Genomic DNA, 26973 nt, shown 5'->3' on the forward strand with positions numbered 1-26973 from the left:
TAACCTTGCGGGCGCTCAAGCGCCCGCAATCCATTTGCGGGGCGCACCTTTTTGCCCCGGTTTGTATCTCATGGCCCGAAACAAGAAAAAGAACGTGTTGCCTGGCTTTCGCCTTTCGCTGGGCTACGCGCTGGTGTACCTGTCCCTGTTGGTACTGATTCCGCTCGGCGGTCTGATCCTCAAGAGTTCGACGCTGTCGTGGCCGCAATTCTGGGAGGTCGCCACGTCGGAACGTGCGCTGGCCGCCTATCGCGTGACTTTCGGATGCTCGCTGCTGGCGGCCATCGTCAATGCGTTCTTTGGGCTGATCGTGGCCTGGGTGCTGGTCCGCTACGACTTCTTCGGGCGTCGCATCGTCGATGCTTTCGTCGATCTGCCCTTCGCGCTGCCCACGGCGGTCGCCGGCATCACGCTGACCACGCTCTACGCCAGCAACGGGTGGATTGGCGCCATCATCGAGCCGATGGGCTTCAAGGTCGCCTTTACGCCGTGGGGCATCGTGGTGGCGCTCATCTTCATCGGCATTCCGTTCGTGGTGCGCACCGTTCAGCCGGTCATCGAAGACATCGAGCCGGAAGTCGAAGAAGCCTCGTCGACCTTGGGTGCAACGCGCTGGCAGACCTTCCGCCACGTGCTGTTTCCGTCGCTGTTCCCCGCGCTGCTGACGGGCTTTGCGCTGTCGTTTTCGCGCGCGGTCGGCGAGTACGGTTCGGTGATCTTCATTGCCGGCAACATGCCGCTGGTATCCGAGATCACGCCGCTGCTGATCATCTCCAAGCTGGAGCAATACGACGTCGTCGGCGCCACAGTGCTGGCGGTAGTCATGCTGGTGATTTCATTCGTGCTGCTGTTGCTCATTAACGTCTTGCAGTGGTGGGCCGCCAATCGTCATTCGGGGCGCCACGTCGACGCGGGGGCCACGGCATGAGCAAGCGTCGCATCAATACCGAATCGCGTCCGGTGCGCTGGGCGCTGACCGCCGTTGCGCTGGGTTTCTTGTTCCTGTTCCTCGCGCTGCCGCTGGCAACCGTGTTCCAGGAAGCCTTCCGCCAGGGCTCGGCAGCCTTCTGGCAAGCACTGCATGAGAAAGAAACGCTTGCTGCCATCCGCCTGACCGTACTGATCGCGCTGGTGGTACTGCCGTTCAACGTGGTGTTCGGCGTCGCCGCGGCGTGGGCTATCGCTAAGTTCGACTTCCGTGGCAAGAGCCTGCTCACCACGCTCATCGATTTGCCGTTTGCGGTGAGCCCGGTCGTGGCCGGTCTGCTGTTCATCCTGATCTTTGGCGCCAACGGGTGGCTGGGCCCGTGGTTCGCCGCGCATGACATCAAGATCATCTTCGCGCTGCCGGGCATGATCATCGCCACGATGTTCATCACCGTGCCCTACATCGCGCGCGAACTGATTCCGCTGATGCAGGCGCAGGGCAAGGACGAAGAAGAAGCCGCCGTGTCGCTCGGCGCCAATGGGCCCCAGATGTTCTGGCGCGTGTCGCTGCCCAACATCAAGTGGGGCCTGCTGTATGGCGTGATCCTCGCCAACGCGCGAGCGATGGGCGAATTCGGTGCGGTGTCGGTGGTGTCGGGCCACATCCGCGGCGAGACCAACACGCTACCGCTGCATGTCGAGATTCTCTACAACGAATACAACTCCGTGGGCGCGTTTGCCGCCGCTTCCGTGCTGGGGCTGCTGGCCCTCGTCACGCTGGTGGCCAAGGTAATCGTGGAGTGGCGCATGAACAAGGAAACCGCGATGCTCAATGCGGACGATCTGCCGGCTGAGCGAGGGTAAGAAATGGGTATCGAAGTCAAAAACATCACCAAGCGCTTCGGCAGCTTCGTCGCGCTCGACAACGTCTCGCTGGACATCCCGACGGGCGAACTGGTTGCGTTGCTGGGCCCATCCGGCTGCGGCAAGACCACGCTCCTGCGCATCATCGCCGGCATGGAGTCGGCGGATGAGGGGGCTGTGCTGTTCTCGGGCGAAGACGCCACGCACGTGCACACGCGCGAGCGCAAGGTAGGCTTCGTGTTCCAGCACTACGCGCTGTTCCGCCACATGAGCGTGTTCGAGAACGTGGCCTTCGGCCTGCGCGTCAAGCCGCGCAACGAGCGCCCGTCCGAAGCGGACATCTGCGACCGCGTCATGAAGCTGCTCAGCCTTGTGCAGCTCGACTGGCTGGCCGATCGCTATCCTTCGCAATTGTCCGGCGGGCAGCGGCAACGCATCGCACTCGCGCGCGCGCTGGCCGTCGAGCCGAAAGTGCTGCTGCTGGATGAGCCGTTCGGTGCGCTCGACACACAGGTGCGCAAGGAGCTTCGTCGCTGGCTGCGCCGACTGCACGACGAAATGCATATCGCATCGGTGTTCGTCACGCACGACCAGGAAGAAGCGCTGGAAGTCGCCGACCGCGTGGTGGTGATGAACAAGGGGCACATCGAACAGGTCGGCTCGCCGGACGAGGTCTACACCGCACCGGCCACACCCTTCGTGTATCGCTTCCTCGGCAACGTCAATGTCTTCCACAGCCGCGTGCACGGCCAGTGGGCGGAAGTCGACCGCGGCCCGGGCAAGGATGAGACCGTCGCCTTCGTGCGCCCGCATGACATTGAAATTCTCGCCCACCAAGCCGAAGGCTCGCTGGCGGCGCGCGTACAACACGTGCAGGCGATCGGCCCGCTGGTCCGCGTGGAAGTCGAGCATCAGGGCGAAATCTTCGAAGTGGAACTCTCACGCGAGCGCCACGACCAGCTGCAGCTCACCGCCGGCCAGGCCGTCTGGCTGCGCCCGCGCAACGTGCGCGTGTTCCAGGGCAATCAGGCGCTGGACGCCAACACCTTCGATCTGGGTGGCGGGATCTGATGACTGCCGGCGCGGAGGCGTCCGCGCCAACTTCAGTGCCTTCGCACATCAGTTGCCGGTTTCGGCCGGCGACTGCGCCACAAGCACGTTGGTTATGAGCTCGCCCTTCACGACCAATGCCGACGTGCCGTCATCACGCAATACGAATACGCCTCGTCCGTTGGAGTAGATGATGCGCCCGTGAGCGTCGATGTCGAAAGAAGCGACGTGGCTGGCGACCACGCTTTCTGTTCCACCCGGTGTGCGGCTGACGAGTTGCCAGTCCGCCGGCACGAGCGAGGGCACACCGTGGACGTGATGCCCTTGGCGCAGCATCTTTTCGGCATCCACCCGCTTGCCTTGCAGCATGATTTCTTTCATGTCCGCCTGCACTGCCGGACCGGATGCGCTGGTCAGCGGCTTGCGCGAATACATGATCGAGAAGAAGTTCAGGTAGTGGAACACCGCATGCGATAACCTGAACGGAAAGAGCACCGCGTCGAGCAACGCGTTGTTGGCGTCCAACTTTGGCCGCTCATAGGGGCGCCGGATGAAATATAGATTCCCGCGCGGACACACGCGGGGCTGGATGAAGTCGTACCGATCGTCTTCCAGCACCGGCGTCACGGTGCCGGATTCCATATTGAGCATCTGGACTGTCGCGTTGCCCATGGCGACAACGCAGCCGGCTTCGTTCCGCCCGAATCCCACCGACTGAAACAGCAAACGCTGCGCAGCACTCGGGATCCACGCCGGAGCAGTGTCGCGGGTATCACCCGTCGTGACAATGCGCAGATTGTTGCCGTCGCGGTCGACGAGCGCAATGCAGTACGTACCGTCGTGCATGGGTGCGGATGCGGCGAGTGTCTGGCCGTCGGGTGACAGGCTCAGCGCTTCGAGGTCCAATCCCTGTCTGGACAGAAGACGCTGCTCGGCCGTGCTGCCTGGCTCACAGGCGAGCAGGGTGCCCACGCTTTCGTCGCGCAGAAAATAGATCAAGCGGCCCTGGGCTTCGTCGAAGACGGCTGACGTAATCGACAACGGCGTCTCGGAACCCGAAAAATCGCGTTGATGGCCTCGGCCGGAAATACCAAAACTGGTGTCCTGCTTCCAGCCGTGCACATGTTTGCTTCGTTCCCGTCGTTCGAGCACGGTCTGCGCATGATTGCTGAGGTGTTCTTCCACGACGGGGCTGCCCGCTTTGCGGTAGAACAGCTTGCCGTCCGACACGAAGGCGATGCCCAGGCGGGCCGCATCGTCTGCCGCGGCGGCGCTGGCCTTGATGATGGAAGATGCCATTGTGCTTGCTGGGCTCTTGGGCCGGTAAAGCAGGAATATCGCCAGGCCGCATACGAGCAGCAGAGCTATCAGTAGAGGCATTGCGCAAAGTCCTGTCTGGATAGGGCTGTTACCGTGGGCCCGTTCAGAGGAGGATTGTATTGGGGCGCGGCCGCGTGGAAGTCGCACACGACTGACGACTGACATGCTTCTTGCGCGCGAACAACAAGAGCCCGGCGCCATGTGGAGTGACTGTTCCGGATGGCCGCCAAAGTCATTCCGATGCTGTCCTGCGGTTCGTCTCTCTGGCTGGCACCAGCGCATCGGGGCGGCCATACTTCCCTCTGGCTCGCCATACACAACAAGGAGAAAACATGCGATTTGCGTCACGTCTTCCTGTCGCAGCCGCCGCCTGCGCGATGTTGTCGTTGAGTGCCTGCGCGCCCGATGCTCTCGATAACCTGCAAGCCACAGGCTTCAACGCCTACCTGAACACGCTGCAGAACGAGTGCGAGAACTTCCGCATCGGCAGCCACGATCTGCACAACTGGCTGCAATACAACGGCGGATTGCCGCGCGACAAGTACGACTACTGGCTCGATCAGACTTCGCGTCTGTACTACCGCCAGATCACGATGGAGGCATATCGCAGCGGGGTGGAGACATTCCTGGGATCGGGGCCGGACGATGCAGCTTCGCTGGATTGCATCGAACGGCACTTGCCGGCCGACCGACCCGCACAAAAGGGACTGCTATTGCCTTGAATTTCCCTCTGTGGAAGCGCGTCGACCGAGTGAGCAGGGCTCAATTACCGTTGGTCAGTAGACCTGACTTGGAAAATCAATAATCAGAGAATATTCCTACGGTTATTGATTGATGTATGACGAATGGATGAATTGGGGTTTCAGCATATTGTGGCGATCTGTGGGGATTCTTATGGATTGCACGATGTTGAAGAAACTAGGGGTTTTTGTAGCGGTGGCTCTTCTATTTGCGGCATGCGGAGGGGGTGACGGCGGGGGGGAGCAGAGTGATTCCAGCAGTGCGTCTGCGTCGACAAGTCGATCGAGTGCAAGTGGAACGTCTTCCTCGTCAGACTCTTCACGAGCCAATTTTTCTAGCTCCTCAAGCGCATCTGCTGATTCAGCATCATCGAGCTCCTCTACCTCCTCGGCATCGTCCTCCCAAGCTAGCAGTCTTGCGTCTTGGGGCCTGCTGAACATCACCTACGATGGAGGCAGTATGCAAATACGGCCCGATATGGCAGGAAGATTTCATTCGGTGCTTGATCGCCCCAACATTCGTTGGTGGACTTCGGGAGCGCCTGGCCCATATCTTGGAATGGGCGCATTCGTTAACCAGAAGCATCAGCATTCCTTTGATTCAGCGTCCGTTTCCCGCAATCAATGCGGAGCTCATTTCGTGATGCTCGTGGAAAATCGCCCCGTCTATTATTTTTTCGAAGCGGATGGCTGTACAAATTCCCCTGATGATCCGATGGTGGATGATTATTCCGCAAGCAGATATGTTTTCAGAAACTTGAAGATGAGTATATCTGCGGATAGTAGCAACCCCGCTAGCGCTCCTCGGGAGATATGGTTGAATGGATGGCTTTCATATGGCGCTGACAGTATTCCAGATGTGTTTAGGAACCCTGTTGGCCTGGATACGTACCTTAACTCTCTTGAAAAAGAATGCGCAAATTTGCGGTTTGGCGCTTATGGCCTTGACGAATGGTTACGGTATGGTGTTGCGTCGCCGATAAGTAGTATCGATTACGATTTTTGGTTCAGCGAAACCATGCGGCTGTACTACGGTGTCCGCACGATGGAGGAATATCGAAAGACCTTTTATTCCAGTCCGAACGATGAGGCGGCCTTGCGCTGCATGGAAACACACCTCCCTGCACATCAGGCCAACTAGAGGTCCAGGTCTGATCCTACCTTGAGCGTCGTTGGCGCCAACTGAAGACCGCCATGCCGGCGAGCATGGCGATCACAAAGACAGCGCCTTTCGCGAGCCCCATTCCGAGTAGCACGAAGGCCGGCCCGGGGCAGATGCCGGCCAGTCCCCAGCCGATGCCGAACAGCAGACTGCCGCCGACAAGGCGTCGGTCGATCGCTTGCGATGTGGGCAGCGTCAGCGGCGCCCCGCCGAGCGTGCGACCGCGTCGGCGCGCCACTGCAAAGGCTGGGGTGGCGACGGCAATGGCGCCGAGCATGACAAAAGCCAGCGAAGGGTCCCAATGCCCGGCGAGGTCGAGAAAGCCCAGTACTTTGCCGGGGTCGCTCATGCCAGAGAGAATCAGGCCGGCGCCGAACATCAAGCCGGTGACGAAGGCGATCAACAGGTTCATATCCGCCCCTTACGCGCCGACCACATGGCGGACGATGAAGACGGTTGCGAAACCGGCCGCCATGAAGACGAGCGTAGCCACCAGAGAGCGTGGTGACAGTCTCGCCAAGCCGCACACGCCATGGCCGCTCGTGCAGCCTGAGCCATAACGGGTGCCCAGCCCGACGACGAAGCCGGCCACGGCCAACCACACCGATCCGGTTGCGATGCGTGCGTCAGGCAGCGAATGTGCCGCGCGCCAGAGGATCGGCGCAATGATGAGACCCGCCAGAAAAGCCCAGCGCCATGCGCGGTCGGGTAGCCGGTCAACCAGTCCGCCGACGATCCCGCTGATGCCGGCGATGCGTCCGCCCCCGAGTATCAGTATCGCGGCCGCCAGTCCGATGAGCGCGCCGCCGGCCAGCGACAGCCACGGCGTGAAATGAAGCGTGTCGATGTTCATGGGCTCAGTCCTTCGGGCAGTACAGCGCGTACAGCGTCTCGAGCAAGGCCAGAACGCGCGGATCGGCCACCGAATAGTAGATGCGTTTGCCATCGCGCCGCGTGGCGACCAACCCCTCTTGCCGCAAAACGCCAAGTTGTTGCGATAGCGTGGGCTGATGGATGTCGAGCAGGTCTTCGAGTTCGCCCACGGAACGTTCGCCCTGGCTGAGCTGGCAGAGCAGCAGCAGGCGATCGTCGTTGCCCAGGGCGCGCAGCGCTGCCACGGCTTCGGTCGCCCCCAGCCGCATGCGGGCGATGTCGGGCTTGTTTGCCGTCACGGGAAATCCTCTTCTTTCAATATCTGAAATAATATTATATCGTAAAGCATATTGAAACAACGTCGGCAACGACACAGAGGTGAACCATGAGCGATACGACGACCAGCTACAAGACTCTCACACGAACCATCAGCGGCAATCTTGGCGCTTTGCGGCGCGATCTGCCGAGCGTCATGAAAGCGTTTGGCGACCTGGCTCGCGAGGCGAGCGCAGAAGGCGCGCTGGACATGAAAACGAAGGAATTGATCGCGCTCGCCCTGGGCGTGGCGGCGCGCTGCGATGGGTGCATCGGCTTTCACACTCAGGCGCTGGTGCGGCTGGGCGTGACCCGCGAGGAGTTCGAAGAAGTGCTCGGAATGGCCGTGTACATGGGCGGAGGCCCTTCGCTGATGTACTCGGCCAATGCCATGGCCGCCTACGACGAAATGTCGACGGCTGCGGCGTGAGGTTGCGGCCGGCCTTGGGCCGGCAGCCCCGCCGTCAGAAGCCTTCCAGTACCAGCTTGCCCACGACGTGGCCTTCTTCCAGCGCCTTGTGCGCGCGCTTGAGGTTGGCCGCGTTGATCTTGCCCATGCGCTCGCCGAGTGTAGTGCGGATGCGTCCCTCGTCAATGAGCTGCGCAACGCGCTCGAGCAGGTGGTGCTGCTCGATCATGTCCGGTGTGCCGAACATGGCACGGGTGAACATGAACTCCCACGCCAGCGCGGCGCTCTTCGATTTGAGCAGTTCCACCGGCAACGGTCGGGCGTTCTCGACGATGGTGGCGATGGTGCCTTGCGGACGGATCAATTCGGCCATGGCTGTGAAGTGGCCGTCCGTGTCATTGAAGCACGCGATGTAATCGAAATGCTGGATGCCCAGCGCGCGCGCTTGAGCAACGACGTCGCCACGGTGGTCGATGACTTCATCGGCACCCAGATCGCGGCACCACTTGATGGACGCTTCGCGCGACGCCGTCGCCACCACGCGCAGTTTGGCGAGCTGCTTCGCCAACTGGATGGCGATGGACCCGACGCCGCCGGCGCCGCCGACGATGAGCAGGGTCTTGCCGGCATCGCCGCCTTGCGCATCGATGTGCAGCCGATCGAACAGGGTTTCCCATGCCGTGATGGTGGTCAGCGGCAGGGCCGCGGCCTCGCCAGCATCAACCGAAGCCGGGCGGTGGCCGACGATGCGCTCATCCACGATCTGGTATTCGGCGTTGGTGCCGGGACGGGTGATGCTGCCTGCGTAGTACACACGGTCGCCCGTTTTGAACAGCGTCACCTCGGCACCGACGGCCTCGACCACGCCTGCGGCATCCCAGCCGAGCACGCGGGCAGGGTCTTCGCGCTTGTCCTTCGGGGAGCGTACCTTGGTGTCCACGGGATTCACCGCGATCGCCTCGACGCGCACCAGCAGGTCGCGCGCACCGGGCCCGGGCTTGGGTAGATCGACATCGATGAGCGATTCGGGATGGTCGATGGGCAGGTATTGGCGCAGGCCGACGGCTTTCATGATGTTTCTCCCTCTTGTTTCGAAAATCGGTAAGCGAAGTCTAGGCGCGGTGTGGCTGTCTGATTAGGCGGTAAAATCAGGAAATATTGTTCTTCTAGATGGACAATCCGTGCTGGATCTCGAACACATGGCGATCTTTGCGCAGGTTGCCGACAGCGGCAGCTTCACCGCCGCGGCGCGCCTGCTTGGCTTGCCCAAATCCACCGTCAGCCAGCGCATCGCGCAACTGGAATCATCCTTGGGCGTGCGCCTCATCGTACGTACCACGCGGCGACTCAACCTTACTCACGCGGGGCAGATTTACCACGCGCACTGTCGCAAAGTCGTCGAAGCCGCCGAGGTGGCCAATGCGAGCATGTCCCAGCTACGCGAGGCGCCTACCGGCACTTTGCGCATCACTGTGCCGGAAGCCTCTGGCGTGCGATTGTTCCCCGCGCTGCTGGCTGCTTTCCGCGACCGCCATCCGGGCGTTCAGCTCGATTGCGTGGTGACGGATGCGCACCTCGATCTGGTCGCCGAGCGTATCGACGTGGCTTTTCGCACGGGCGTGCTGGCCGATTCGAGTTTCGTGTCGCGCCGGCTGGCAACGATCCGTCGCGTGTTGGTCGCGTCGCCGGCCTACCTCGACGCGCATGGCGAGCCCGCATCGGCAGCAGATCTATTGCGGCATGCAGGACTCATTCATCACCCATTGCCGCGCTGGCCGCTTCGCGTGGATGAACAAGTGGTGTCGATCGAACCTTCGCCGACGCATGTCAGCAACAGCCTGCTGCAATTGGGCGAGCTGGCGGTCGAAGGCGCGGGCGTTGCGCTCCTGCCGTACTTCATGTGCCGTCAGCAAGTGTCTGCCGGCGCGCTGCGCGTGTTGCTGCCGTCGGCACCACCCACGACCAACGATTACTGGATGATCAGCGCCGGGCGCGCGCATCAACCTGCCGCCGTAACGACCTTCATGCGCTTCGTCGACGAGTGCGGTCTGTCGGCCATGTTAAGCGGCGAGGCTGGGCAGCGATCATAGCCATCTGAGCGACCGATCAGCGATCACGCTCATTTCTCTCGTTTCTGCCGATATGGCCAGGCGTCGTCATGCCGCTGCCGCCGGCCGTCGTCTTGCCATTGAAGAACTCGTACCCCTCGCGGACGATTCGCCGCCGTCAGCGAGTTGCAAGTGATACAAGTGCTTGCAAACGCTAGCGCCTGCTTACGTTGTTTGTAAGGAATATGATGACCAGAGCGCAGCAGATGTGAAGTTGTCGCTCGGTGCATGCAGAAATAAGAGGAGAACTATATGAAATTGAAACGCCTCATCCTGGCTGCCGCGATGTGCGGCACCGCAGCTACGGCAATGGCCGACGTGGGCGTCTCTGTCACGGTAGGCCAGCCGGGCTTCTATGGCCGCATCGACATTGGCGATGCCTATCCCCAACCTGTATTGATCAACCCGCAGCCCGTCATCATTCAGCCGGTGCCCGTCGGCGTGGTTCGCCAGCCGGTCTACATGCACGTGCCTCCGGGACATGCCAAAAACTGGAAGAAGTACTGCGGTCGCTATAACGCCTGTGGCCAGCCGGTCTACTTCGTCCAGGACAACTGGTATCAGCAGCAATACGTGCCGCGCTACCAGGAGCGTCATGGCCCCGGAAACGGCAATGGTCATGGCGGCAACGGAAATAACGGCAACGGTCATGGCAACGGAAACAACGGCAACGGCCATGGCAAAGGGCACGGCAAACACTGATTCGATGGGCCTCGGGCTCTCCATGTGACACTGCGACCTGCTAAACAAAAAAACGGCGCCTCTTAGGGGGCGCCGTTTTTTTTGGGTTCTTCGAAGAATTCCGGGGCTATACAGCCAGGTTTTCGTACAGCGCCGTCGACAAATAACGCTCGCCAAATGACGGGATGATCACCACGGTCGTCTTGCCGCGATTCTCTGGCCGCTTGGCGACCTGCAGAGCTGCCCATACGGCGGCTCCGGACGAGATGCCGACCAGCAGCCCCTCTTCGGTCGCCATGCGGCGCGCCATGTCGAATGTATCCGCGTTGCCGACCTTGATGACTCCGTCATAGGCGTGCGTATTGAGGACTGCCGGTACGAAGCCGGCACCAATGCCCTGGATCGGATGCGGCCCGCGCGCACCGCCCGACAGCACCGGGCTGGCCTCCGGCTCGACGGCGAAAATCTGTACGTCCGGTTTGCGCGCCTTGAGCACTTCGCCTACACCGGTGATCGTGCCGCCCGTGCCGACGCCGGCCACGAACAGATCGACCTGGCCGTCCGTATCGCGCCAGATCTCCTCTGCCGTGGTGTCGCGGTGGATCGCCGGATTGGCCGGGTTCTCGAACTGCTGCGGGATGAAATAGCGCGGATCGCCGGCAGCCATCTCGGCAGCACGCTTGACCGCGCCCGGCATGCCTTCCGGCCCCGGCGTGAGGATCAGGTCGGCACCATAAGCCTTGAGCAGCAGGCGGCGCTCGCGGCTCATCGTCTCGGGCATCACGAAGGCGCACTTGTAGCCACGCGCGGCACAGACCATCGCCAGACCGATGCCGGTGTTGCCGGAGGTCGGTTCGAGAATGATAGTATCTGGCCCGATCTTGCCGGCCTTCTCGGCGGCTTCGATCATGGCGATGGCGATGCGGTCCTTCACGCTGTGCGCCGGGTTGAAGAACTCCAGTTTGGCCAGCACGGTTCCCTCGATGCCGGCAGTGACGCGATTGAGCTTGACCAGCGGCGTATTGCCGATCAGTTCGGTAACGTTGTTGGCGATGCGCATGGATGTTCTCCTTGTCGATTCAGATGGGGGACGTATCGTTTGCCTTCTTGCCAGCGGCTCAGGCCCTGTGCAGCAGGAGTTCGAGCACGAAGCGGGTGCCCGCATAGGCCAGCAGCAGGCATATGAAGCCCGCCAGCGTCCAGCGCTGGGCCGTGCGCCCACGCCAGCCGCGTACGCGCCGGCCGATCAGCAGGGCGCCGAACACCAGCCACGAGGCAATCGTGAATACGGTCTTGTGACTGAGCGTCAGCGGCTTGCCGAAAACCTGCTCCGAGAAAAACACGCCCGACACGACCGTCAGCGTCAGCAACACGAATGCCACGCCGATCAGGCGGAAGAGCAGATTTTCGAGCGTCAGCAGCGGTGGCAGACCGGCGAGTCCGCGTCCCAACTGGGCGTGGTGCAACTGGCGCTCGGCCAGCGCCATCATCAGCGCATGCAGCGCGGCCAGCGTAAACAGACCATAGGCCAGCATCGCCACCACGAAGTGGGCGCGGAAGGTCCATGACTCGAGGATGTCAGTGTAATGATGGCCCGGCATCACGGCGGGCAGGAAGGCACACAGCGCCGCGACGGGCATCACCAGCGCCAGCAGCCCTTCGAGCCGGGCGTAGAAACTTTCGACGAAATACACCAATACCGTCACCCACATGGTCAGCGACAAGGCGGCGGCAAAGCCGAAGGTCAGGCCTCCGGCGCCGAACAGGGTCTCGTAGAGAATGCCGCCATGGATCGCCAGCGCAGCGCAAAGCAGCACGCGGGCCCATGGGCGTACGTGCCCGCTCTCCTCGGACGGGGCAACCCGGCGGTAGGCAAGGCCCACACCGGCGTAAATCGCGGCGGGGACCAGATGCAGTAAAATGTTCAGCATTTGCTAAGTGTACAGCGCTAAACGGTTCAGCATTTTTCGCAACCCGTGACTGTACAACGCCCGCGGTCCCTCCGTCTCAGCCCGTTCGCAGGCATGGGGCGATTTTCGCGGCCAACTCCTGCAACCCGCTTCGCGCCCTGGCGCGTCGCCTCGACACCGATACCCATGCTCGACAACCTGACCAACCGCCTCGCCAAAGTCGTCAAGACGCTCCGCGGCCAGGCCCGCCTGACCGAAGAGAACATCACCGAGATGATGCGCGAAGTGCGCATGGCGCTGCTCGAGGCCGACGTCGCGCTGCCGGTGGTGAAAGAGTTCATCAACAGCGTCAAGGAAAAAGCCGTCGGCCAGGAAGTGATCGGCTCGCTCTCGCCGGGGCAGGCGCTCGTCGGCGTGGTGCATGACGAGCTGGCCCGCATCATGGGCGGCACGCAGGCCGGGCTGTCGTTCAACACGCAGCCGCCGGCGATCATCCTGATGGCGGGCCTGCAGGGCGCGGGCAAGACCACCACCGTCGGTAAGCTCGCCAAGTTCCTGCGCGAAAAGCAAAAGAAAAAAGTGCTGACGGTCTCGTGCGACGTGTATCGCCCCGCGGCCATTACGCAGTTGCAGACCGTCACGCAACAGGCGGGTGCAGAGTTCTTCCCGTCCACGACCGACCAGAAGCCGGTCGACATCGCCAACGCGGCGGTGGACTACGCCAAGCGCCATTACTTCGACGTGCTGCTGGTCGACACGGCCGGCCGCCTGACCATCGACGAGCAGATGATGGACGAGATCAAGCGCCTGCACGCGGCGCTCGACCCCATCGAAACGCTCTTCGTCGTCGACGCCATGCTCGGCCAGGACGCCGTCAACACCGCGCGGGCTTTCAGTGAGGCACTGCCGCTGACCGGCGTCGTGCTGACCAAGCTCGATGGCGACTCGCGCGGTGGTGCGGCGCTGTCGGTGCGCCATGTAACCGGCAAGCCGATCAAGTTCACCGGTGTGGGCGAAAAGCTTACCGGGCTGGACGAATTCCACCCCGACCGCATGGCCTCGCGCATCCTCGGGATGGGCGACATCATGGGCCTGGTCGAAGACGCGCGACTGGCGGTCGACGAAGAAAAGGCGCGCGAGATCACCCAGAAGCTCAAGACGGGCAAGGGTTTCGATCTCGACGACTTCAAGGACCAGATTTCGCAGATGCGCAAAATGGGCGGCATGTCCGCGCTCATGGACAAGATGCCCGCGCAGATTGCCCAGGCGGCCGCGCAGATGCCGGCCGGCATGGAAGACAAGTCCACGCGGCGCATCGAAGGCATCATCAACTCGATGACACCCGAAGAGCGCAGGAAGCCTGAACTCATCAAGGCCAGTCGCAAGCGCCGCATTGCCACGGGTGCGGGCGTGTCGGTGCAAGAGGTCAACCGCCTGCTCAACCAGTTCGAGCAGATGCAGAAGATGATGAAGCAGTTCAGCAAGGGCGGTCTCGGCAAGCTCATGCGCGGCATGAAAGGCATGAAGGGAATGCTGCCGGGGATGCGCTGATCGACGGCGTTCCCCAACGCGCCACGTAGCTGGCGCGTGTGGCCGATCCGTAACTCAAAAAAGAGGGGCGACGCGTTTGCGTCGCCCCTCTTCGCATGCGCCGTCGAAACGCCTATGACGCCGCGTGCAACATCGCATCCAGCCTGGCGACCCAGCTTGCCTTTTGCGCGGGCGATGCGAACGTCGATTCCAGGCTGTTGCGTGCCAGCGAGTACCAGGTGGCGATGTCCCAGTCGAAGGCGGCCTGTACGGCGCGGATGTTGTCGCCCAGGTAGCCGCCGAAATACGCCGGATCGTCGCAGTTGAGCGTGACGTTGGCACCGGCGGCCAGCAATTGCGGGAGGGTGTGGAGTTCCATCTTGTCGAACACGCACAGGCGCACGTTGGACAACGGACACACGGTCAGGGGGATACGTTCGCGCGCCACGCGTTCGAGCACCGCGGCGTCTTCGACCGAGCGCACGCCATGGTCAATGCGGTCTGCCTTGAGCAGATCGAGCGCTTCGGTAATGTAGGCGGGCGGGCCTTCTTCGCCTGCGTGCGCGACGACGTACTTGCCCAGTTCACGGCAGCGGGCAAAGACACGTTCGAACTTCGACGGCGGATGACCCTTTTCCGACGAGTCCAGACCGAAGCCAACGATGCGGTCAAGGTACGGTTCGGCCTGCTGGAGTGTGTCGAAGGCGGCTTGTTCCGGCAGATGGCGCAGGAAGCACAGGATCAGCGCCGTACTGATGCCGAAGCGGCGTTCGGCTTCTTGCGCGCCCGACCACAGACCGTCGATCACGGTCTTGATGTCGATGCCGCGTTCGGTGTGCGTCTGCGGGTCGAAGAAAACTTCCGCGCGGACGATGCCGTCCGCATGCGCGCGTTGCAGGTACGCGAACATCAGATCGTGAAAGTCGCGCTCGGTGATCAGCACCTGCGCGCAGGCGTAGTACAGGTCGAGAAACGACTGCAGGTCTTCAAAGTCGTACGCGGCACGCAGTTCGGCGGCGTTGGCGTAGGGCAGGGCGATCCCGTTGCGCTGGGCCAGCTCAAAGGCCAGTTCGGGTTCGAGACTGCCCTCGATGTGCATGTGAAGCTCGGCCTTGGGGCAGGCGAGTGCGAAGGAGAGTGCGTCCATGGGGTCGCTCGTCAGGGGCGGAACAAGGGAAGCGGCAATGATGAAACGACGAGGCCGGCAGCGCAACGCTTGCCGGCCTCGAATATGGCGCCGCAATGTGCTGGCGCAGTGGGTCGCTTACTTGGGAATGCTGCCTTCCACGCCGGCCACGTAGAAGTTGAACTTCTTCAGGTCGGCGTCGGCCATGGTCTTGCCAGCGGGCAGGAATTCCTTGCCCGCCTGATCCTTGAGCGGGCCTGCGAACGGATGCAGCTTGCCGGCCTTGATGGCGTCGCGGCGCTCTTCGGCGAGCTTCTTCACGTCAGCCGGCACCGACGGGCCGAAGGCCTCGATGTTGACCGCACTGTCCTTCACGCCGGCCCAGGTGTCGCCGCTCTTCCACTTGCCGGCGATGACATCCTCGGCAACCTTGTCGTACACCACGCTCCAGTTCAGCACGGAGGCCGCCAGGTGCGCCTTGCCGCCGAACTTGCTCATGTCCGAATCCCAACCAAAGGCATAGACGCCCTTTTCCTGCGCGGCCTGTACGACGGCCGGCGAATCGGTGTTCTGCATCAGTACGTCGGCGCCTTGCGCGATGAGTGCCAGGGCGGCTTCGCGCTCCTTGCCCGGATCGAACCAGGAATTCACCCAGATCACGCGTGTGGTGGCGTTGGGATTGACGCTGCGTGCGCCGATGGTGAAGGCGTTGATGTTGCGGATCACCTCGGGGATGGGGATTGAGCCCACCACGCCGAGCTTGCCGTTCTTGGTCATCTTGCCGGCGACCACGCCGAGCATGTACGCGCCTTCATAGGTGCGCACGTCGTAGACGCCCAGGTTCTTGGCGGTCTTGTAGCCCGTGGCGTGCATGAACACGGTGTTGGGGAAGGCGCGGGCGACCTTTTCCATCTGGTTCATGTAGCCGAACGAGGTGCCGATCACGACCTTGTAGCCCTTCTGCGCCAGATCGCGAAAAACGCGTTCGGCGTCGGCGGTCTCGGGCACGTTCTCGACGTAGGTCGTGGCGACCTTGCCGGCCATGTCGGACTCGACCTTCTTGCGCGCGACATCGTGCGAATACGTCCAGCCATGGTCGCCGGTCGGGCCGATGTAGACGAAGCCCATCTTGAGCGGATCGGCCGCCTGGGCCGGCGCGGTGAGGGCGGTCGTCAGTCCCAGCGCGAGCGCGGCGCCGGCTGCGAAAACTTTGAGTCGAGACATCAAGTGTTCTCCTTAAGGGCAGGTTCGCGCCGGCGGCATGCCGGTACACGGTTGGCGAGACTGTATCAACCGCGTCGCATATTACCCATCCTTGCGCCCTTATGACTCATATATCCCGTGCGTGCGGCCCCGGCACGCATTTGGCCCGGTCATGCACCAAGCCGGGGCGGCCTGCCCGGCCCGGAATGCCGCTGGCGCGCGGCGAGGCGCGGTATTGCACGAAAGCGAAAATGCTAAGCGGATTTTCGTGGTTCGGCGTGTCCGGTCTGGTTGGTAGATTGCGGCATCTGCCCGAACGCACGGGCGCTTTGCCCGAAGCGAGACATCAACCCCATGACGCAAGACGAACTGCTCGCGCACGCCGCCCGACTGAACCTGCCGGCCGATGCGCTCAAGGTGTACCTCGACGCGGGGCAGGGCATCCTCGCCGAAGGTGTCGCGCGGCGCATGTACGCCATGGTCAAGACAGTCGGTTCTGCGTGCAATCTGGACTGCACCTACTGCTACTACCTGAGCAAGGAGCAACTGCTTCACCAGAAGAGCCGTCGCATGGCCGACGACGTGCTGGCGCGCTACATCGAAAATTACATCGCCAGCCAGGACGGCGACGAGGTCGTGTTCAGTTGGCACGGCGGTGAGCCGACCCTGCTCGGCGTGGCGTACTTTGAGCGGGTCGTCGAATTGCAGCGCCAGTTCGCGCGCCCTGGTCTGCGTATCGAAAACGACCTGCAGACCAACGGCACCCTGCTCGATGACGCCTGGTGCGCTTTCTTCAAGCGCAACAATTTCGAAATCGGTTTGAGCATCGACGGCCCGCGTGACGTGCATGAGGCCTTCCGCCCGGACAAGCAGGGCGCTTCGACCTTTGACGCGGTGGTGGCGGGCGCCCGACTGCTCAAGCAGCACGGCGTACCGTTCAACACGCTCACCGTCATCAACCGGCAGAACGCGCGCCGGCCGATCGATGTGTATCGGTTCCTGCGCGACGAACTGGGTTCGACGCGCATGCAGTTCATCCCGTGCGTGCAGCCGCGAGACTTCAAGGACACGGCCACGGGCCGCTGGTCGCAGTCCACGTTGCCGCTGGCCGGCAGCCCGCGCGCACGTCCCGATCACCCGATGTCGGTGGTCACCGAATGGTCGGTCGATCCCGAAGACTGGGGGTATTTTCTCTCGCGCGTGTTCGATGAATGGTCGTCGCGCGACCAGCAGCGCGTGCAGGTCAATCTGTTCCAGACGGCCATTGCGCAGACGCTCGGGCAGCCGTCGATGTTGTGTACCAGCAGCCCCGTGTGCGGCAAGAATGTTGCCGTGGAACACGACGGGACGGTCTACGCGTGCGACCACTACGTCTACCCGGAACACGAACTGGGCAACATCCGCGACAAGTCGATGGCCGAGATGGTGTTCTCGCTACAGCAACTCGAATTCGGACTGGACAAGAAGAACTCGCTGCCAAGCGAATGCAAGAGTTGCCGTCACCTCAACCTGTGTTGGGGTGAATGCCCGCGCACCCGTCTGCTGCGCACGCGAGAGGGTGAAGGCAACCTCAGCTATCTGTGCGCGGGCTGGAAGCGTTTCTACGATCACGCCACGCCCACTATCCGCCAGATCGCCAAGCAACACCTGGCGCGCCGCGCGCAGCCGGTGCACTTTGCGCCGCTTGCGGCGCGTACGACACAGCACGCGTGAGCGCCCAAATAGCGACCCTGTCCATATATTTATACGTCATATACAGTGCAGAAACTCTTGGTTGGGAGAGTGAAACCCAAGTCGTAACTTGTGGTCCTTTCCGTGACCAATGAGGGTGTGATGAACGCCGCATTACCCGCAGTACCTTCCCGCTACCGAAAAGCACTCATCAGCGTGGCCATCGCTTCGCTGTCGATGCTGTCTGCATGCGGCGACGATTCGAGTGACGACAACGTTGCCCCCGCAGGTGCGAGCAGCAGCAACAGCAGCACCAGCAGTGCTTCGAGCATCAGCAGCAGCGTCGGCAGCAGTGCCGGCTCCAGCAGTAGCAACAGCAGTGTGGCGCAGCGCAAACCGAACATTCTGTTCATCATGGCTGACGACCTGGGCTATTCCGATATCGCCGCCTTCGGCGGCGAAATCCACACGCCTAATCTCGACGCTCTCGTGCAGAGCGGCCGCCTGCTGACCAATCACCATACCGGCAGCGTGTGCGCCATCACGCGTTCGATGCTGATTTCGGGTACCGACCACCACCTCGTCGGCGAGGGCACCATGGGCGCGCCGAGCGATGCCGAGCGCAAGGGGCAGCCGGGCTACGAGGGTTACCTGAACGACCGTGCGCTGTCCGTCGCGCAACTGCTCAAGGACGCCGGCTATCACACCTACATGGCCGGCAAGTGGCACCTTGGCAACGCGCTGGCCGGCACTGTCACCACCGGGCTTGGCACCGCCAGTCCGGGGCAGACGCCCGACCAATGGGGTTTCGAGCGCAGCTTTGCGCTACTGGGGGGCGCGGCCAGCAACCACTTCGCGCATGAGGCCGCCGGCTCGAAGAACTACACCGAAGACGGCGCCTACGTGCAGCCCGGCCTGTCCGGCCAACCGGGTGCGGCCGGCAGCGCCGAAGGCCAGTTCTACTCGACCGACTTCTACACGCAACGCCTGATCAAATACATCGACAGCAACAAGGCCGACGGCAAGCCCTTCTTTGCCTATGCCGCGTACACCTCGCCGCACTGGCCGCTGCAAGTGCCGGAACCCTGGTTGTCGAAGTACAAGGGCCGCTATGACGTCGGCTACGAAGTGATCCGCGCCGAACGGCTGGCGCGGCAGAAGGCGCTGGGCATCATCCCGACGGACTTCAAGGAAAACCCGGGTGCTCCCAACCTGCTGACGCGTTCGGCTGCGACCACGCCGGCTGTCGCGGGCAGTCCCAAGTACATCAACGCACTGAACGGACCGGCACAGGGTTACACCGACTACGGTCTGGGGCCGGTCAACAAGAAGTGGGACAGTCTCACGCCCGATGAGCGCAAGGCACAGGCGCGCTACATGGAGATCTACGCCGGCATGGTCGAGAACCTCGACTACAACATCGGCCTGCTGATCCAGCACCTGAAGGACATCGGCGAGTACGACAACACCTTCATCATGTTCCACTCGGACAACGGCGCCGAAGGCTGGCCGATCGATTCCGGTGCCGACCCGCTGGCGACCGACACGGCCAATGCACAAGCGGCAGCGTTCGCCAAACTGGGTACGGACAATGGCCTGGCATCCGCGCAGCGCCTGCAATACGGCCTGCGCTGGGCGGAGGTGAGCGCGACGCCGTTCAAGCTGCACAAGGGCTTCATGGGCGAGGGTGGTACCGGCGTTCCGGCGATCGTTCACCTGCCCGGGCAGACGGCGCAGCTACCGGCATACCGCAACTTCACTCACGTCACCGACAACACGGCGACCTTCCTCGCGCTGGCCGGCGTGACGCCGCCGACCACGCCCGCCGCGCCCTTGCTCGACTCCAATGGTGTCGACAAGAACAAGGGCAAGGTGGTCTATGACGGTCGCAATGTCTGGCCCGTGACGGGCGCCTCGCTGCTGCCGGTGTTGCGCGGCGAGGCGACGACGGTTGCGCATAACGCCATCACGCTCGGAGAAGAGAGCTACGGCCGCGCCAAGGTGTACAGCGCCGACGGCAAGTGGAAAGCGTTGTGGACCGAGCCGCCGTGGGGCCCGCTGGATGGTCACTGGCAGTTGTTCAACATCGCCGCCGACCGTGGCGAGACGCAGGACATCTCCGGCCAGAATACGGACGTGCTCGCGCAATTGCTGGTGCAATGGAAGGCCTACATGAGCAGCGTCGGCGGAATCGAGCCGGTGCAGCCGCGAGGCTACTACTAGGTAGTGGACGCTGGTGCCCCGGCCTTGCTGGCGGGGCGCCATTTCGTATGAAGCGATCCGGCGCAGGGCGGGCACCTCGAGCCTCTCTGCGCCCCTGTCTTTCTGAAGTGATGAAGCAATGATCCGTTCTTGTCTGACTCGTCTGGCCGCGACGCTGGTGCTGATGCTGCCATTGATTGTCTCGGCGAAGACCATCCGTGTCGGCGTGCCGGCTGGCCCACATGCCGAAATCATGGCGATTGCCGCCGAGGTCGCCGCCCGTAACGGCCTGGATCTGAAGGTGGTGACCTTGCGTTCCTCTGAACTCGAATCGGCCCTGGCATCGGGCCGCGTTGACGCCATGACCGGGCGCGATCTGATCGACCTGGACGCCGCCAACCGCAAGCATGGTTATCGACTCGTGAACGCCGGCTACACCGTCACCTTCCCGATGGGTTTCTATTCCACACGCCTGCAGCGGCTCAACGATCTGCACAACGGTGATGTCATCACGATTCCCAGCGACCGGCGCAACGCGGCGCGTGCGTTGATCCTGCTGCAGAACTACGGTCTGCTGGAGATCGACGATGCCGCAGGCTTGAATGCCACGCCCGACGACATCGTGTCGAATCGCCGGGGTTTTCGAATCCGTCAGGTTGACCAATCGCGTTTGATGCGGGCTCGTTCGCAGTCTGCTTTCGTAGTGGCCAACGCCGACACCGCGGCACGCGTGAAACTGGAACCCGCGCGCGACGGCATCGGTATGGAAGATGCCCGCGTGCCCTATGCCCAGGTGCTTGCCGTGCGGCAGGGCGATGTCGATGCCGGGTGGCTCAGGCAGTTGGTGGCGGCGTATCGATCGACCGAGGTGAAGCAGTTCATCCTCCATCGCTACAACGACTCCGTGCGGCGGCCTTGGTGAGCGGGCAGGCCATTTCGTTCGGTTGCACGGCGTGCGGCAAGTGCTGCAACAGTGCGCCGCAGATGACGCTGGCCGAGTTGTTCCATCACGAGCGCCGTTTCATCGGTGCCCTCGGCCTGCGCTGCGTACCGGCGTTTCGTGCCGGCGATCGCATTGCGACCGGCGATGGCGAGCATGTGTTCGACGATGATGACGCCAGGGCTGTGCGCGCCCACGCCGATGCGCACCTGTGGCGCGACGCGGCGGCGCGCCGCTTTGCGCTGCACGCGCAAGCGTTGAGCTATCCGACGGCGCCCTGTCCGGCGCTCGACCCGCACGGTCAGTGCGCGATCCACGGTGACCGCAAGCCGACGATGTGCCATGCCGTGCCGCTCGACCCATTGGTGCCTGAACGCCTGCAGGGCGTGGTGTTGCTGCGCCGCGCCCGCGGCGAACACTACATCGGCGCCGATTGCATCCGCCCGGGCAGACATGGGGATCTGCCGCCGCTCTTCGACGATGGGCTGATCGTGGATGCCGGGTATGCGGCGACGTTCCGGCGACAACTGGATGAGTCCGTCATCGAGCGCCGCATCTGGGCGGACGCGGCATTTAAGCATCTGCTTCCCGAACTTGGCGGACGTGTGCGAGATGCCGGCATGCTCACGCTGCCGCTCGTGCCCGCCTTGCTGATACTTGCCGATGTGTCTCCCAACTGTCGCCAAAGGTGCATGCGCTATGTCGATAGCCAACTTGCGCTCATTGCACGCGAAATCGAGGCCGCGTTGGAGCGGCGGCTCGCCGGGGACAAGCCCGTCACGGCCGAGCTGCGCGCCAGCGAGCGGGCCTACCGCGCGTTGGCCGCGCATTGGGTCGCGCGGCCCTATGCGATCCATGGCGAGCGTCACACCGAGAGGGTCGAAGCCTATCTGGGGCTGATATGAATCGTCCGGTTGCCAGAATGAAAAAGGCCACCCGCAGGTGGCCTTGTTTGCATTCGTGTTGCGTCGGGCTTATGCGCCGAAGCGGTTCGCGCCCGGCTTGCTCTGCTGCGCGAGGAACACGATCAGGATAATGGCGCCGACGATGGGGATCAGCGTGATGAGGATCCACCACCCACTGCGGTCGGTGTCATGCAGGCGGCGTACCGTCAGGCCCAGGCCCGGCAGCAGCACGGCCAGGGAGAAAATCACTTCCAGGATCGTCATGCCGATGATGCTGTCAATGATGGCCAGGACAATGCTGATGATGAAGTTGACCAGTGCGAATTGCCAGAATTCGGCACGGCTGGCGCGCCCCTGGAAGGCGACGTACTTGTTCTTCAGAACGTCCAGATAGTTCGCCTTCAGCGAATCGATGGTGACTGCCATGTTTCTCCCCTTGCAATGAATTACCCGATCGGCTCGCGCCGGTTCGGGCCGAATGTTCGTCGTGCTGCAGGTCTTGACGGCTGCTCTGGATCAATGCAACCAGTCAATCTGATGGCTAGCTCCGAAGCCTAGGGTGGAAATCGGATAATGCCAATGTTCCATTCGGACGTTTCTTTCGACCGGAGAGAAAAAAGCCCGGAAAACCGGGCTTTTCGTGGGTGAGAAGCGTCGCAATCCTCACATCATGCGGTCAGTGCTTGTACTGTCCGCCGTTGATGTCCAGCACCTGCCCGGTGATGTATCCACTTGCCATGTGCGAGGCAAAAAACAGGAATGCCGGCGCCATTTCTTCGGCGGTGCCAAAACGGCCCATCGGGATGCCAGTCGAGATGCGGTCACGCACGTCCTGCGTCTTGTCGGCGTGGAACGCGGTGTCGACCGTGCCGGGTGACACGACGTTGAAACGCACACCGTCCTTGGTGTGGAAATCGACCCAGTTCTTGTGCACGTTGTGCAGGAAGGCCTTTGCCGCGCCGTACAGGCCGGCGCCGGGGCCGCCTCCGGTGTGACCGGCGATCGATCCGGTGCTGATGACGGCACTGGTCTGGCCTGATGCCTTGGCGGCGGCCGCCAGGTGGGGCAGCGCGAATTTGGTGGTCATCACGACCGAGCGGATGTTGGCATCCATGACTGCGTCGTAGAACGTGTCGTCGATCTCGGGCAGCGGCTTGCGGGCGACCAGGCCGCCAGCGTTGTTGATGAGCACGTCGATACCGCCGAATTTCGCCACGAACTCATCGACCAGCCGCTGGCAGGCGTCCGAGGCGGTCAGATCAGCCGCGAAGAATGCCGCGTCGCCGCCTTCTGCGCGCATGCCGGCAATGATCTCGTCGATATTGGCGGGAGCCTTGCGGCCATGCAGGCCGACTTTCGCGCCCGCGCGGGCAAAGAGGCGGGCGGTGGCAAGGCCGATGCCCTGCGATGAACCGGTGATCAGAACGCGTTTACCTTTGAGGTCTGGGAACATGGAAATGTCTCTCGTTATCGTGTGTGAAAGAAAAAGAGGATGCTGACAAGGCCTATCGGGCGCAGCCAGAAATGTCAGACAAACTGTTAAGATAGCAGTGTTACTGCATCGTTGCATTCATGTCGCACTCCTCCTCCCGCCTCAATATGGTCGGCATTACCTGGCCGATCTTCGTCGAAAACCTTTTCATGGCCCTGATCGGGCTGCTCGGTCTGTGGATGGCGAGCCGCCTCTCGGACGGTGCCGTCGCCACGTATGGCGTGTCCAACCAGATCGTCGGTGCGCTGCAGATCGTCTTCCGCGTGGCCAGTATCGGTACCAGTGTCGTGGTCACCCAGCATCACGGTGCGGGCGACCGGATCGGCGCCGGACGCGTGGCATTGGCGGGGCTGTCGGCGGCGGTGTGGGTCGGCGTCGTGACGGCTTTGCTGGTCGGTCTTGGCGCCACGCAGATACTGACCGCGCTGCACTTGCCGGGCGAACTGTTCGCGCTCGGCGTGCCGTACCTCGGCCTGCTCGCCCTGGCGCTGGCGGCGGATTCGGTGGCGATGACCATGATCGCCGTGCTGCGTGCCTACACTTATACGCGCGTGTCGATGCGCATAGTGTTGCTGATGAACGTGGCGCAGGTGCTGATGGGTTTCCCGCTCATGTTTGGCATCGGCGACTGGGGCGGCTTTGGCCTGACGGGTCTTGCCATCGCGATGATCGTGTCGCGCCTGATTGCGCTCGTGTTGCTATGGCAGGGCTGGCAAAGCAAGCTGGGCGTTCAGCCGGGCATCGTCGATTGTCTTCGCCCGGATACTCACGCGCTCAAGGGAATCCTTCATATCGGCTTGCCCGGTGCCGGCGAAAAAGTCGCCTACCGCGTGAGCTTCATCATGACGGTGGCAATGGTCGGCAGCATGGGGGCCGCCGCACTGGCCACGCACACTTATGTGTGGCAATCGGTGCAATTGGTGGCGCTGTTCGTCAATTCCGTCGGCTTCGGCACGGAGATCGTCATCGGTCACCTCATCGGTGGCGGGCGCTTCAAGGAAGCCAACCGGCTCATGCTGCGTGCCGTTGCGTGGGGCTTTACGGTGATGTTCCTGTGCGCGCTGGCCAGCTTCTTCATCACGCCGGCGGCGGTGGCGCACGTATCGCGCGACCCGCAAATCATCGCGCTCGTCGGCGTCATCGTCTGGATCGAGCTGGTGCTGGAGCCGGGCCGCAGTCTCAACACCATCATCACGAGCGGACTGCGGGCATCGGGCGACGCGCGTTTTCCGGTCAAGATCAGTGCCGTATCGGTGTTCGTCTTCGGCGCCGGGCTCGGGTGGCTGCTCGGCGTGCACTTCGGCCTGGGGCTGCCCGGTATCTGGCTGGGTTACATGGCCGACGAATGGGTGCGCGGCCTGTGCATGGCGGCACGCTGGCACTGGCTGGGCTGGGCCTCGTACGCGCGCGGCACGCGCCGCCGCATCCTGAGCCATCGGGCGCGCGCCTGAAAAAAAGGGACCCGAAGGCCCCTTCCTGGGTGGAACATTTGCTTACGCGGCGATCAATTGCTTCTGTAACGTTGCTGGCGCAGGCGCGTAGTGATCGAACTGCATGGTGAACTGGGCGCGCCCTGAAGTGAGCGCACGCAATTGTCCGATGTAGCCGAACATCTCCTGCAGCGGCACCTGGGCGTCGATGACGGCCGCGTTGCCGCGAGCCTCCTGCGCACGGATGGTGCCGCGTCGGCGGTTCAGGTCGCCGATGACATCGCCGACGTGGTCCGTCGGCGTCGTCACTTCCACGCCCATCACCGGTTCGAGTACCACCGGCGCCGCTTGTCGCATCGCACTGCGGAACGCCGTGGCCGCAGCGATCTCGAACGCCATCGCCGACGAATCGCGCTCGTGGTGGCTGCCATCGAGCAGCGTGACCTTCACGTCCACCACCGGGTGACCGGAAATCACACCCATGCGCACGGCATTGTTGACGCCAGCTTCAACTGCCGGGATGAACTCGCGCGGCACGGCGCCACCCACGACACGGCTTTCGAACTGAACGCCAGCGCCCCGTTCCAGCGGCTCGACCGACAGTTCGACCTCGGCGTACTGCCCGGGGCCGCCGCTTTGCTTGCGGTGCAGATGACGTACCGTGGTGCTGCGCGTGACCGTCTCGCGGTACGCGACCTGCGGCTTGCCGGTGATGACTTCCACGCCGTGGCGCGCGCGCAGGTCTTCGAGTTTCACCTCGAGCTGCAATTCGCCCATGCCGGACAGGATCGTCTGGCCCGATTCGGCGTCGTAGCGCATGTGCAGGCTCGGGTCTTCGCGCAGCAAGGCCTGCAGCCCGTGGGCCAGATGCTGCTGGTCGGCCTGCGTCTTGGGCTCGATGGCGATGTCGATCACTGGCTCGGGTGCCGCGATCTGCTCCAGCACGATGCGGTGTGCTGGATCGCACAGCGTGTCGCCCGTGGCCGCATCCTTCACGCCGACGATCGCCGCGATGCCGCCGGCTTCGACGGCATCGATCTCGCGTCGCTTGTCGGCGTGGATCTCATACAGCCGCGACACCCGCTCGCGCTTGTCGGTGGTGGCGTTCAGTACCGTGTCGCCGACACGCAAAGTGCCGCGATAGACCCGCACGAACGACAACTGGCCGTGCTCATCGGCGATCAGCTTGAACACGAGCGCAGCCAGCGGAGCGCCCGCATCGTCGCCAATGTCGGACGCCACGTCGTCTGGCGACGGCAAGTCGTCGACAACAGCGTCGAGCAGCGGCTCGATGCCACGGTTCTTGAACGCCGAGCCGGCCAGCACCGGTACGAATGCGCCGGCGATGGTCCCGCGTCGCAGGCAGGCTTGCAGCGCCTCTATGCTTGGCTCGCGCCCTTCGAGGTACTCGGCCAGTGCCGCATCATCTTGTTCGACGATGAGTTCCAGCAGCACAGCGCGTGCGGCTTCCATGCGCTCGACCAGTTCGGCCGGCACGGCGGTGATTTCCACCGGTCGGTCCGCTTTGTCCGAGGGCCACAGCAGCGCCTGTCGTCGCAGCACGTCGACTACGCCACGGAATTCGCCTTCCGCACCAATCGGCACGTGCAGCACCGCCGGCGTCGCACCAAGGCGCTCGCGGATCATGTCGACCGCGCGCGAAAAATCCGCGCCCGTGCGGTCGAGCTTGTTGATGAACGCAATGCGCGGCACGTGGTACTTGTCGGCCAGGCGCCAGTTGGTCTCGGTCTGCGGCTCCACGCCAGCCACGCCGTCGAACACCACCACGGCGCCGTCGAGCACGCGCAGCGAGCGGTTCACTTCGATGTTGAAATCGATGTGGCCGGGTGTGTCGATCAGGTTGATCTTGTGGTCGCGCCAGAAGACCGTCGTGGCAGCGCTGTTGATGGTGATGCCGCGCTTCACTTCCTGCGGATCGAAGTCCATCGTCGCGCGCCCGTCATGGACTTCGCCCATGCGGTGATTCTCGCCTGTGTAGAACAGGATGCGTTCGGACGTGGTGGTCTTGCCGGCGTCGACGTGCGCAATGATGCCGATGTTGCGAACCTTGTCGCGGGGAAGGTTGTGCGATGTAGCTTTCATGATGCCCTCATT

The 26973-nt window shown here is 62.8% G+C and carries 27 protein-coding genes; 14 read left to right on the plus strand and 13 right to left on the minus strand.

Annotated features, from left to right (window positions below):
* Positions 1 to 70 precede the first annotated feature (70 nt).
* Genes cysT through ACDA63_RS10905 form a run of 3 tightly spaced genes read left to right on the plus strand, consistent with a single transcriptional unit; the run spans position 71 to position 2862 of the window.
* Entirely contained in the window at positions 71 to 928 is an 858-nt protein-coding gene (cysT, locus tag ACDA63_RS10895) for a sulfate ABC transporter permease subunit CysT (RefSeq protein ID WP_373663265.1), read from the plus strand.
* Positions 925 to 1791, plus strand: coding sequence for a sulfate ABC transporter permease subunit CysW (cysW, locus tag ACDA63_RS10900; RefSeq protein ID WP_373663266.1), 867 nt, complete (start codon positions 925 to 927; stop codon positions 1789 to 1791). Before cysT ends, cysW begins: the two co-directional genes overlap by 4 nt.
* A 3-nt stretch (positions 1792 to 1794) precedes the next feature.
* Positions 1795 to 2862: a sulfate/molybdate ABC transporter ATP-binding protein gene (locus ACDA63_RS10905; RefSeq protein ID WP_373663267.1), complete on the plus strand. Its 1068-nt coding sequence runs from the start codon at positions 1795 to 1797 to the stop codon at positions 2860 to 2862.
* Between the two features lie 48 nt (positions 2863 to 2910).
* On the opposite strand, the gene ACDA63_RS10910 is transcribed toward ACDA63_RS10905, so the two are convergent.
* Positions 2911 to 4455 carry a TolB family protein gene (locus tag ACDA63_RS10910; RefSeq protein WP_373663268.1) on the minus strand — a complete coding sequence of 515 codons (1545 nt, stop codon included), beginning with the start codon at positions 4453 to 4455 and terminating at the stop codon, positions 2911 to 2913.
* A gap of 38 nt (positions 4456 to 4493) precedes the next feature.
* On the opposite strand from ACDA63_RS10910, the gene ACDA63_RS10915 reads away from it, so the two are divergent.
* Together ACDA63_RS10915 and ACDA63_RS10920 are read left to right on the plus strand one after the other, a co-directional pair.
* On the plus strand, positions 4494 to 4883 hold the full coding sequence (locus tag ACDA63_RS10915; protein ID WP_373663269.1) for a hypothetical protein: 390 nt from the start codon (positions 4494 to 4496) through the stop codon (positions 4881 to 4883).
* Between the two features lie 478 nt (positions 4884 to 5361).
* Positions 5362 to 6042, plus strand: coding sequence for a hypothetical protein (locus ACDA63_RS10920; RefSeq protein ID WP_373663270.1), 681 nt, complete (start codon positions 5362 to 5364; stop codon positions 6040 to 6042).
* Between the two features lie 16 nt (positions 6043 to 6058).
* Here ACDA63_RS10920 and ACDA63_RS10925 read toward each other — a convergent pair whose 3' ends face one another.
* The 3 genes from ACDA63_RS10925 to ACDA63_RS10935 are packed head-to-tail and all read right to left on the minus strand — an operon-like array spanning position 6059 to position 7235.
* Positions 6059 to 6475 carry a DUF6691 family protein gene (locus ACDA63_RS10925; RefSeq protein WP_373663271.1) on the minus strand — a complete coding sequence of 139 codons (417 nt, stop codon included), beginning with the start codon at positions 6473 to 6475 and terminating at the stop codon, positions 6059 to 6061.
* Between the two features lie 9 nt (positions 6476 to 6484).
* The gene (locus tag ACDA63_RS10930) at positions 6485 to 6916 is read right to left on the minus strand and encodes a YeeE/YedE family protein (RefSeq protein ID WP_373663272.1); all 432 of its coding nucleotides are present in this window, start codon (positions 6914 to 6916) and stop codon (positions 6485 to 6487) included.
* 4 nt (positions 6917 to 6920) lie between these two features.
* Positions 6921 to 7235 (minus strand): metalloregulator ArsR/SmtB family transcription factor, encoded by a 315-nt coding sequence (locus tag ACDA63_RS10935; protein WP_373663273.1) that lies wholly within the window; start codon positions 7233 to 7235, stop codon positions 6921 to 6923.
* An 86-nt stretch (positions 7236 to 7321) separates the two neighbouring features.
* On the opposite strand from ACDA63_RS10935, the gene ACDA63_RS10940 reads away from it, so the two are divergent.
* A complete protein-coding gene (locus ACDA63_RS10940; RefSeq protein ID WP_373663274.1) occupies positions 7322 to 7681 on the plus strand; it encodes a carboxymuconolactone decarboxylase family protein in 360 nt (119 codons plus the stop codon).
* A gap of 34 nt (positions 7682 to 7715) precedes the next feature.
* Here the strand turns inward: ACDA63_RS10940 and ACDA63_RS10945 are convergent, their stop codons facing one another.
* Positions 7716 to 8732, minus strand: coding sequence for a zinc-binding alcohol dehydrogenase family protein (locus tag ACDA63_RS10945; RefSeq protein WP_373663275.1), 1017 nt, complete (start codon positions 8730 to 8732; stop codon positions 7716 to 7718).
* A 109-nt stretch (positions 8733 to 8841) separates the two neighbouring features.
* Here ACDA63_RS10945 and ACDA63_RS10950 point away from each other — a divergent pair, with 109 nt between their 5' ends.
* Both ACDA63_RS10950 and ACDA63_RS10955 read left to right on the plus strand, forming a co-directional pair.
* The gene (locus ACDA63_RS10950) at positions 8842 to 9750 is read left to right on the plus strand and encodes a LysR family transcriptional regulator (protein ID WP_373663276.1); all 909 of its coding nucleotides are present in this window, start codon (positions 8842 to 8844) and stop codon (positions 9748 to 9750) included.
* Positions 9751 to 10020: 270 nt separating this feature from the next.
* Positions 10021 to 10470, plus strand: coding sequence for a hypothetical protein (locus ACDA63_RS10955; protein WP_373663277.1), 450 nt, complete (start codon positions 10021 to 10023; stop codon positions 10468 to 10470).
* Between the two features lie 106 nt (positions 10471 to 10576).
* Here the strand turns inward: ACDA63_RS10955 and cysK are convergent, their stop codons facing one another.
* Together cysK and ACDA63_RS10965 are read right to left on the minus strand one after the other, a co-directional pair.
* Complete coding sequence (gene cysK / locus ACDA63_RS10960) at positions 10577 to 11509, minus strand: cysteine synthase A (RefSeq protein ID WP_373663278.1); 933 nt, start codon at positions 11507 to 11509, stop codon at positions 10577 to 10579.
* A 58-nt stretch (positions 11510 to 11567) separates the two neighbouring features.
* The gene (locus tag ACDA63_RS10965; RefSeq protein ID WP_373663279.1) at positions 11568 to 12380 is read right to left on the minus strand and encodes an inner membrane protein YpjD; all 813 of its coding nucleotides are present in this window, start codon (positions 12378 to 12380) and stop codon (positions 11568 to 11570) included.
* A 165-nt stretch (positions 12381 to 12545) separates the two neighbouring features.
* On the opposite strand from ACDA63_RS10965, the gene ffh reads away from it, so the two are divergent.
* Positions 12546 to 13910, plus strand: a complete 1365-nt coding sequence (gene ffh / locus ACDA63_RS10970; protein ID WP_373663280.1) for a signal recognition particle protein — start codon at positions 12546 to 12548, stop codon at positions 13908 to 13910.
* A 112-nt stretch (positions 13911 to 14022) separates the two neighbouring features.
* On the opposite strand, the gene ACDA63_RS10975 is transcribed toward ffh, so the two are convergent.
* Together ACDA63_RS10975 and ACDA63_RS10980 are read right to left on the minus strand one after the other, a co-directional pair.
* Positions 14023 to 15036: an adenosine deaminase gene (locus tag ACDA63_RS10975; protein ID WP_373663281.1), complete on the minus strand. Its 1014-nt coding sequence runs from the start codon at positions 15034 to 15036 to the stop codon at positions 14023 to 14025.
* 117 nt (positions 15037 to 15153) lie between these two features.
* Positions 15154 to 16239, minus strand: a complete 1086-nt coding sequence (locus ACDA63_RS10980) for a BMP family ABC transporter substrate-binding protein (protein WP_373663282.1) — start codon at positions 16237 to 16239, stop codon at positions 15154 to 15156.
* A gap of 333 nt (positions 16240 to 16572) precedes the next feature.
* Between ACDA63_RS10980 and ACDA63_RS10985 the strand changes: the two genes are divergently transcribed.
* Complete coding sequence (locus ACDA63_RS10985; RefSeq protein ID WP_373663283.1) at positions 16573 to 17931, plus strand: anaerobic sulfatase maturase; 1359 nt, start codon at positions 16573 to 16575, stop codon at positions 17929 to 17931.
* 152 nt (positions 17932 to 18083) lie between these two features.
* On the opposite strand, the gene ACDA63_RS10990 is transcribed toward ACDA63_RS10985, so the two are convergent.
* On the minus strand, positions 18084 to 18305 hold the full coding sequence (locus tag ACDA63_RS10990) for a hypothetical protein (protein WP_373663284.1): 222 nt from the start codon (positions 18303 to 18305) through the stop codon (positions 18084 to 18086).
* Between ACDA63_RS10990 and ACDA63_RS10995 the strand changes: the two genes are divergently transcribed.
* The 3 genes from ACDA63_RS10995 (at position 18304) to ACDA63_RS11005 (ending at position 21936) form a co-directional block, all read left to right on the plus strand.
* Positions 18304 to 20112 (plus strand): arylsulfatase, encoded by a 1809-nt coding sequence (locus ACDA63_RS10995; protein WP_373663285.1) that lies wholly within the window; start codon positions 18304 to 18306, stop codon positions 20110 to 20112. The genes ACDA63_RS10990 and ACDA63_RS10995 overlap by 2 nt on opposite strands.
* 118 nt (positions 20113 to 20230) lie before the next feature.
* Positions 20231 to 21013 (plus strand): MetQ/NlpA family ABC transporter substrate-binding protein, encoded by a 783-nt coding sequence (locus ACDA63_RS11000; protein WP_373663286.1) that lies wholly within the window; start codon positions 20231 to 20233, stop codon positions 21011 to 21013.
* Positions 21010 to 21936, plus strand: a complete 927-nt coding sequence (locus ACDA63_RS11005) for a hypothetical protein (RefSeq protein WP_373663287.1) — start codon at positions 21010 to 21012, stop codon at positions 21934 to 21936. The genes ACDA63_RS11000 and ACDA63_RS11005 overlap by 4 nt, the downstream gene beginning before the upstream one ends.
* 69 nt (positions 21937 to 22005) lie before the next feature.
* On the opposite strand, the gene ACDA63_RS11010 is transcribed toward ACDA63_RS11005, so the two are convergent.
* A complete protein-coding gene (locus ACDA63_RS11010) occupies positions 22006 to 22362 on the minus strand; it encodes a DUF805 domain-containing protein (RefSeq protein ID WP_373663288.1) in 357 nt (118 codons plus the stop codon).
* A 250-nt stretch (positions 22363 to 22612) separates the two neighbouring features.
* On the minus strand, positions 22613 to 23389 hold the full coding sequence (locus ACDA63_RS11015; RefSeq protein ID WP_373663289.1) for an SDR family NAD(P)-dependent oxidoreductase: 777 nt from the start codon (positions 23387 to 23389) through the stop codon (positions 22613 to 22615).
* Between the two features lie 119 nt (positions 23390 to 23508).
* Between ACDA63_RS11015 and ACDA63_RS11020 the strand changes: the two genes are divergently transcribed.
* Entirely contained in the window at positions 23509 to 24879 is a 1371-nt protein-coding gene (locus ACDA63_RS11020) for an MATE family efflux transporter (RefSeq protein WP_373663290.1), read from the plus strand.
* A 42-nt stretch (positions 24880 to 24921) separates the two neighbouring features.
* Here ACDA63_RS11020 and fusA read toward each other — a convergent pair whose 3' ends face one another.
* The gene (fusA, locus tag ACDA63_RS11025) at positions 24922 to 26961 is read right to left on the minus strand and encodes an elongation factor G (protein WP_373663291.1); all 2040 of its coding nucleotides are present in this window, start codon (positions 26959 to 26961) and stop codon (positions 24922 to 24924) included.
* Positions 26962 to 26973: the final 12 nt, after the last annotated feature.

The sequence above is a fragment of the Uliginosibacterium sp. sgz301328 genome (assembly GCF_041807905.1).
Taxonomy (GTDB): domain Bacteria; phylum Pseudomonadota; class Gammaproteobacteria; order Burkholderiales; family Rhodocyclaceae; genus JBGVSA01.

Coding starts and splice junctions, on each gene's coding strand:
- ACDA63_RS10985 (WP_373663283.1), top strand. CDS start 16,573: ATGACGCAAGACGAACTGCTCGCGCACGCCGCCCGACTGAACCTGCCG.
- cysT (WP_373663265.1), top strand. CDS start 71: ATGGCCCGAAACAAGAAAAAGAACGTGTTGCCTGGCTTTCGCCTTTCG.
- ACDA63_RS10995 (WP_373663285.1), top strand. CDS start 18,304: ATGGCTGACGACCTGGGCTATTCCGATATCGCCGCCTTCGGCGGCGAA.
- ACDA63_RS10915 (WP_373663269.1), top strand. CDS start 4,494: ATGCGATTTGCGTCACGTCTTCCTGTCGCAGCCGCCGCCTGCGCGATG.
- ACDA63_RS10905 (WP_373663267.1), top strand. CDS start 1,795: ATGGGTATCGAAGTCAAAAACATCACCAAGCGCTTCGGCAGCTTCGTC.
- ACDA63_RS10975 (WP_373663281.1), bottom strand. CDS start 15,036: ATGGACGCACTCTCCTTCGCACTCGCCTGCCCCAAGGCCGAGCTTCAC.
- ACDA63_RS11015 (WP_373663289.1), bottom strand. CDS start 23,389: ATGTTCCCAGACCTCAAAGGTAAACGCGTTCTGATCACCGGTTCATCG.
- cysK (WP_373663278.1), bottom strand. CDS start 11,509: ATGCGCATCGCCAACAACGTTACCGAACTGATCGGCAATACGCCGCTG.
- fusA (WP_373663291.1), bottom strand. CDS start 26,961: ATGAAAGCTACATCGCACAACCTTCCCCGCGACAAGGTTCGCAACATC.
- ACDA63_RS10930 (WP_373663272.1), bottom strand. CDS start 6,916: ATGAACATCGACACGCTTCATTTCACGCCGTGGCTGTCGCTGGCCGGC.
- ffh (WP_373663280.1), top strand. CDS start 12,546: ATGCTCGACAACCTGACCAACCGCCTCGCCAAAGTCGTCAAGACGCTC.
- ACDA63_RS10910 (WP_373663268.1), bottom strand. CDS start 4,455: ATGGCCGCCCCGATGCGCTGGTGCCAGCCAGAGAGACGAACCGCAGGA.
- ACDA63_RS10925 (WP_373663271.1), bottom strand. CDS start 6,475: ATGAACCTGTTGATCGCCTTCGTCACCGGCTTGATGTTCGGCGCCGGC.
- ACDA63_RS10945 (WP_373663275.1), bottom strand. CDS start 8,732: ATGAAAGCCGTCGGCCTGCGCCAATACCTGCCCATCGACCATCCCGAA.
- ACDA63_RS10920 (WP_373663270.1), top strand. CDS start 5,362: ATGCAAATACGGCCCGATATGGCAGGAAGATTTCATTCGGTGCTTGAT.
- ACDA63_RS10965 (WP_373663279.1), bottom strand. CDS start 12,380: ATGCTGAACATTTTACTGCATCTGGTCCCCGCCGCGATTTACGCCGGT.
- cysW (WP_373663266.1), top strand. CDS start 925: ATGAGCAAGCGTCGCATCAATACCGAATCGCGTCCGGTGCGCTGGGCG.
- ACDA63_RS10940 (WP_373663274.1), top strand. CDS start 7,322: ATGAGCGATACGACGACCAGCTACAAGACTCTCACACGAACCATCAGC.
- ACDA63_RS11000 (WP_373663286.1), top strand. CDS start 20,231: ATGATCCGTTCTTGTCTGACTCGTCTGGCCGCGACGCTGGTGCTGATG.
- ACDA63_RS10980 (WP_373663282.1), bottom strand. CDS start 16,239: ATGTCTCGACTCAAAGTTTTCGCAGCCGGCGCCGCGCTCGCGCTGGGA.
- ACDA63_RS10990 (WP_373663284.1), bottom strand. CDS start 18,305: ATGATGAACAGAATGTTCGGTTTGCGCTGCGCCACACTGCTGTTGCTA.
- ACDA63_RS11010 (WP_373663288.1), bottom strand. CDS start 22,362: ATGGCAGTCACCATCGATTCGCTGAAGGCGAACTATCTGGACGTTCTG.
- ACDA63_RS11020 (WP_373663290.1), top strand. CDS start 23,509: ATGTCGCACTCCTCCTCCCGCCTCAATATGGTCGGCATTACCTGGCCG.
- ACDA63_RS10955 (WP_373663277.1), top strand. CDS start 10,021: ATGAAATTGAAACGCCTCATCCTGGCTGCCGCGATGTGCGGCACCGCA.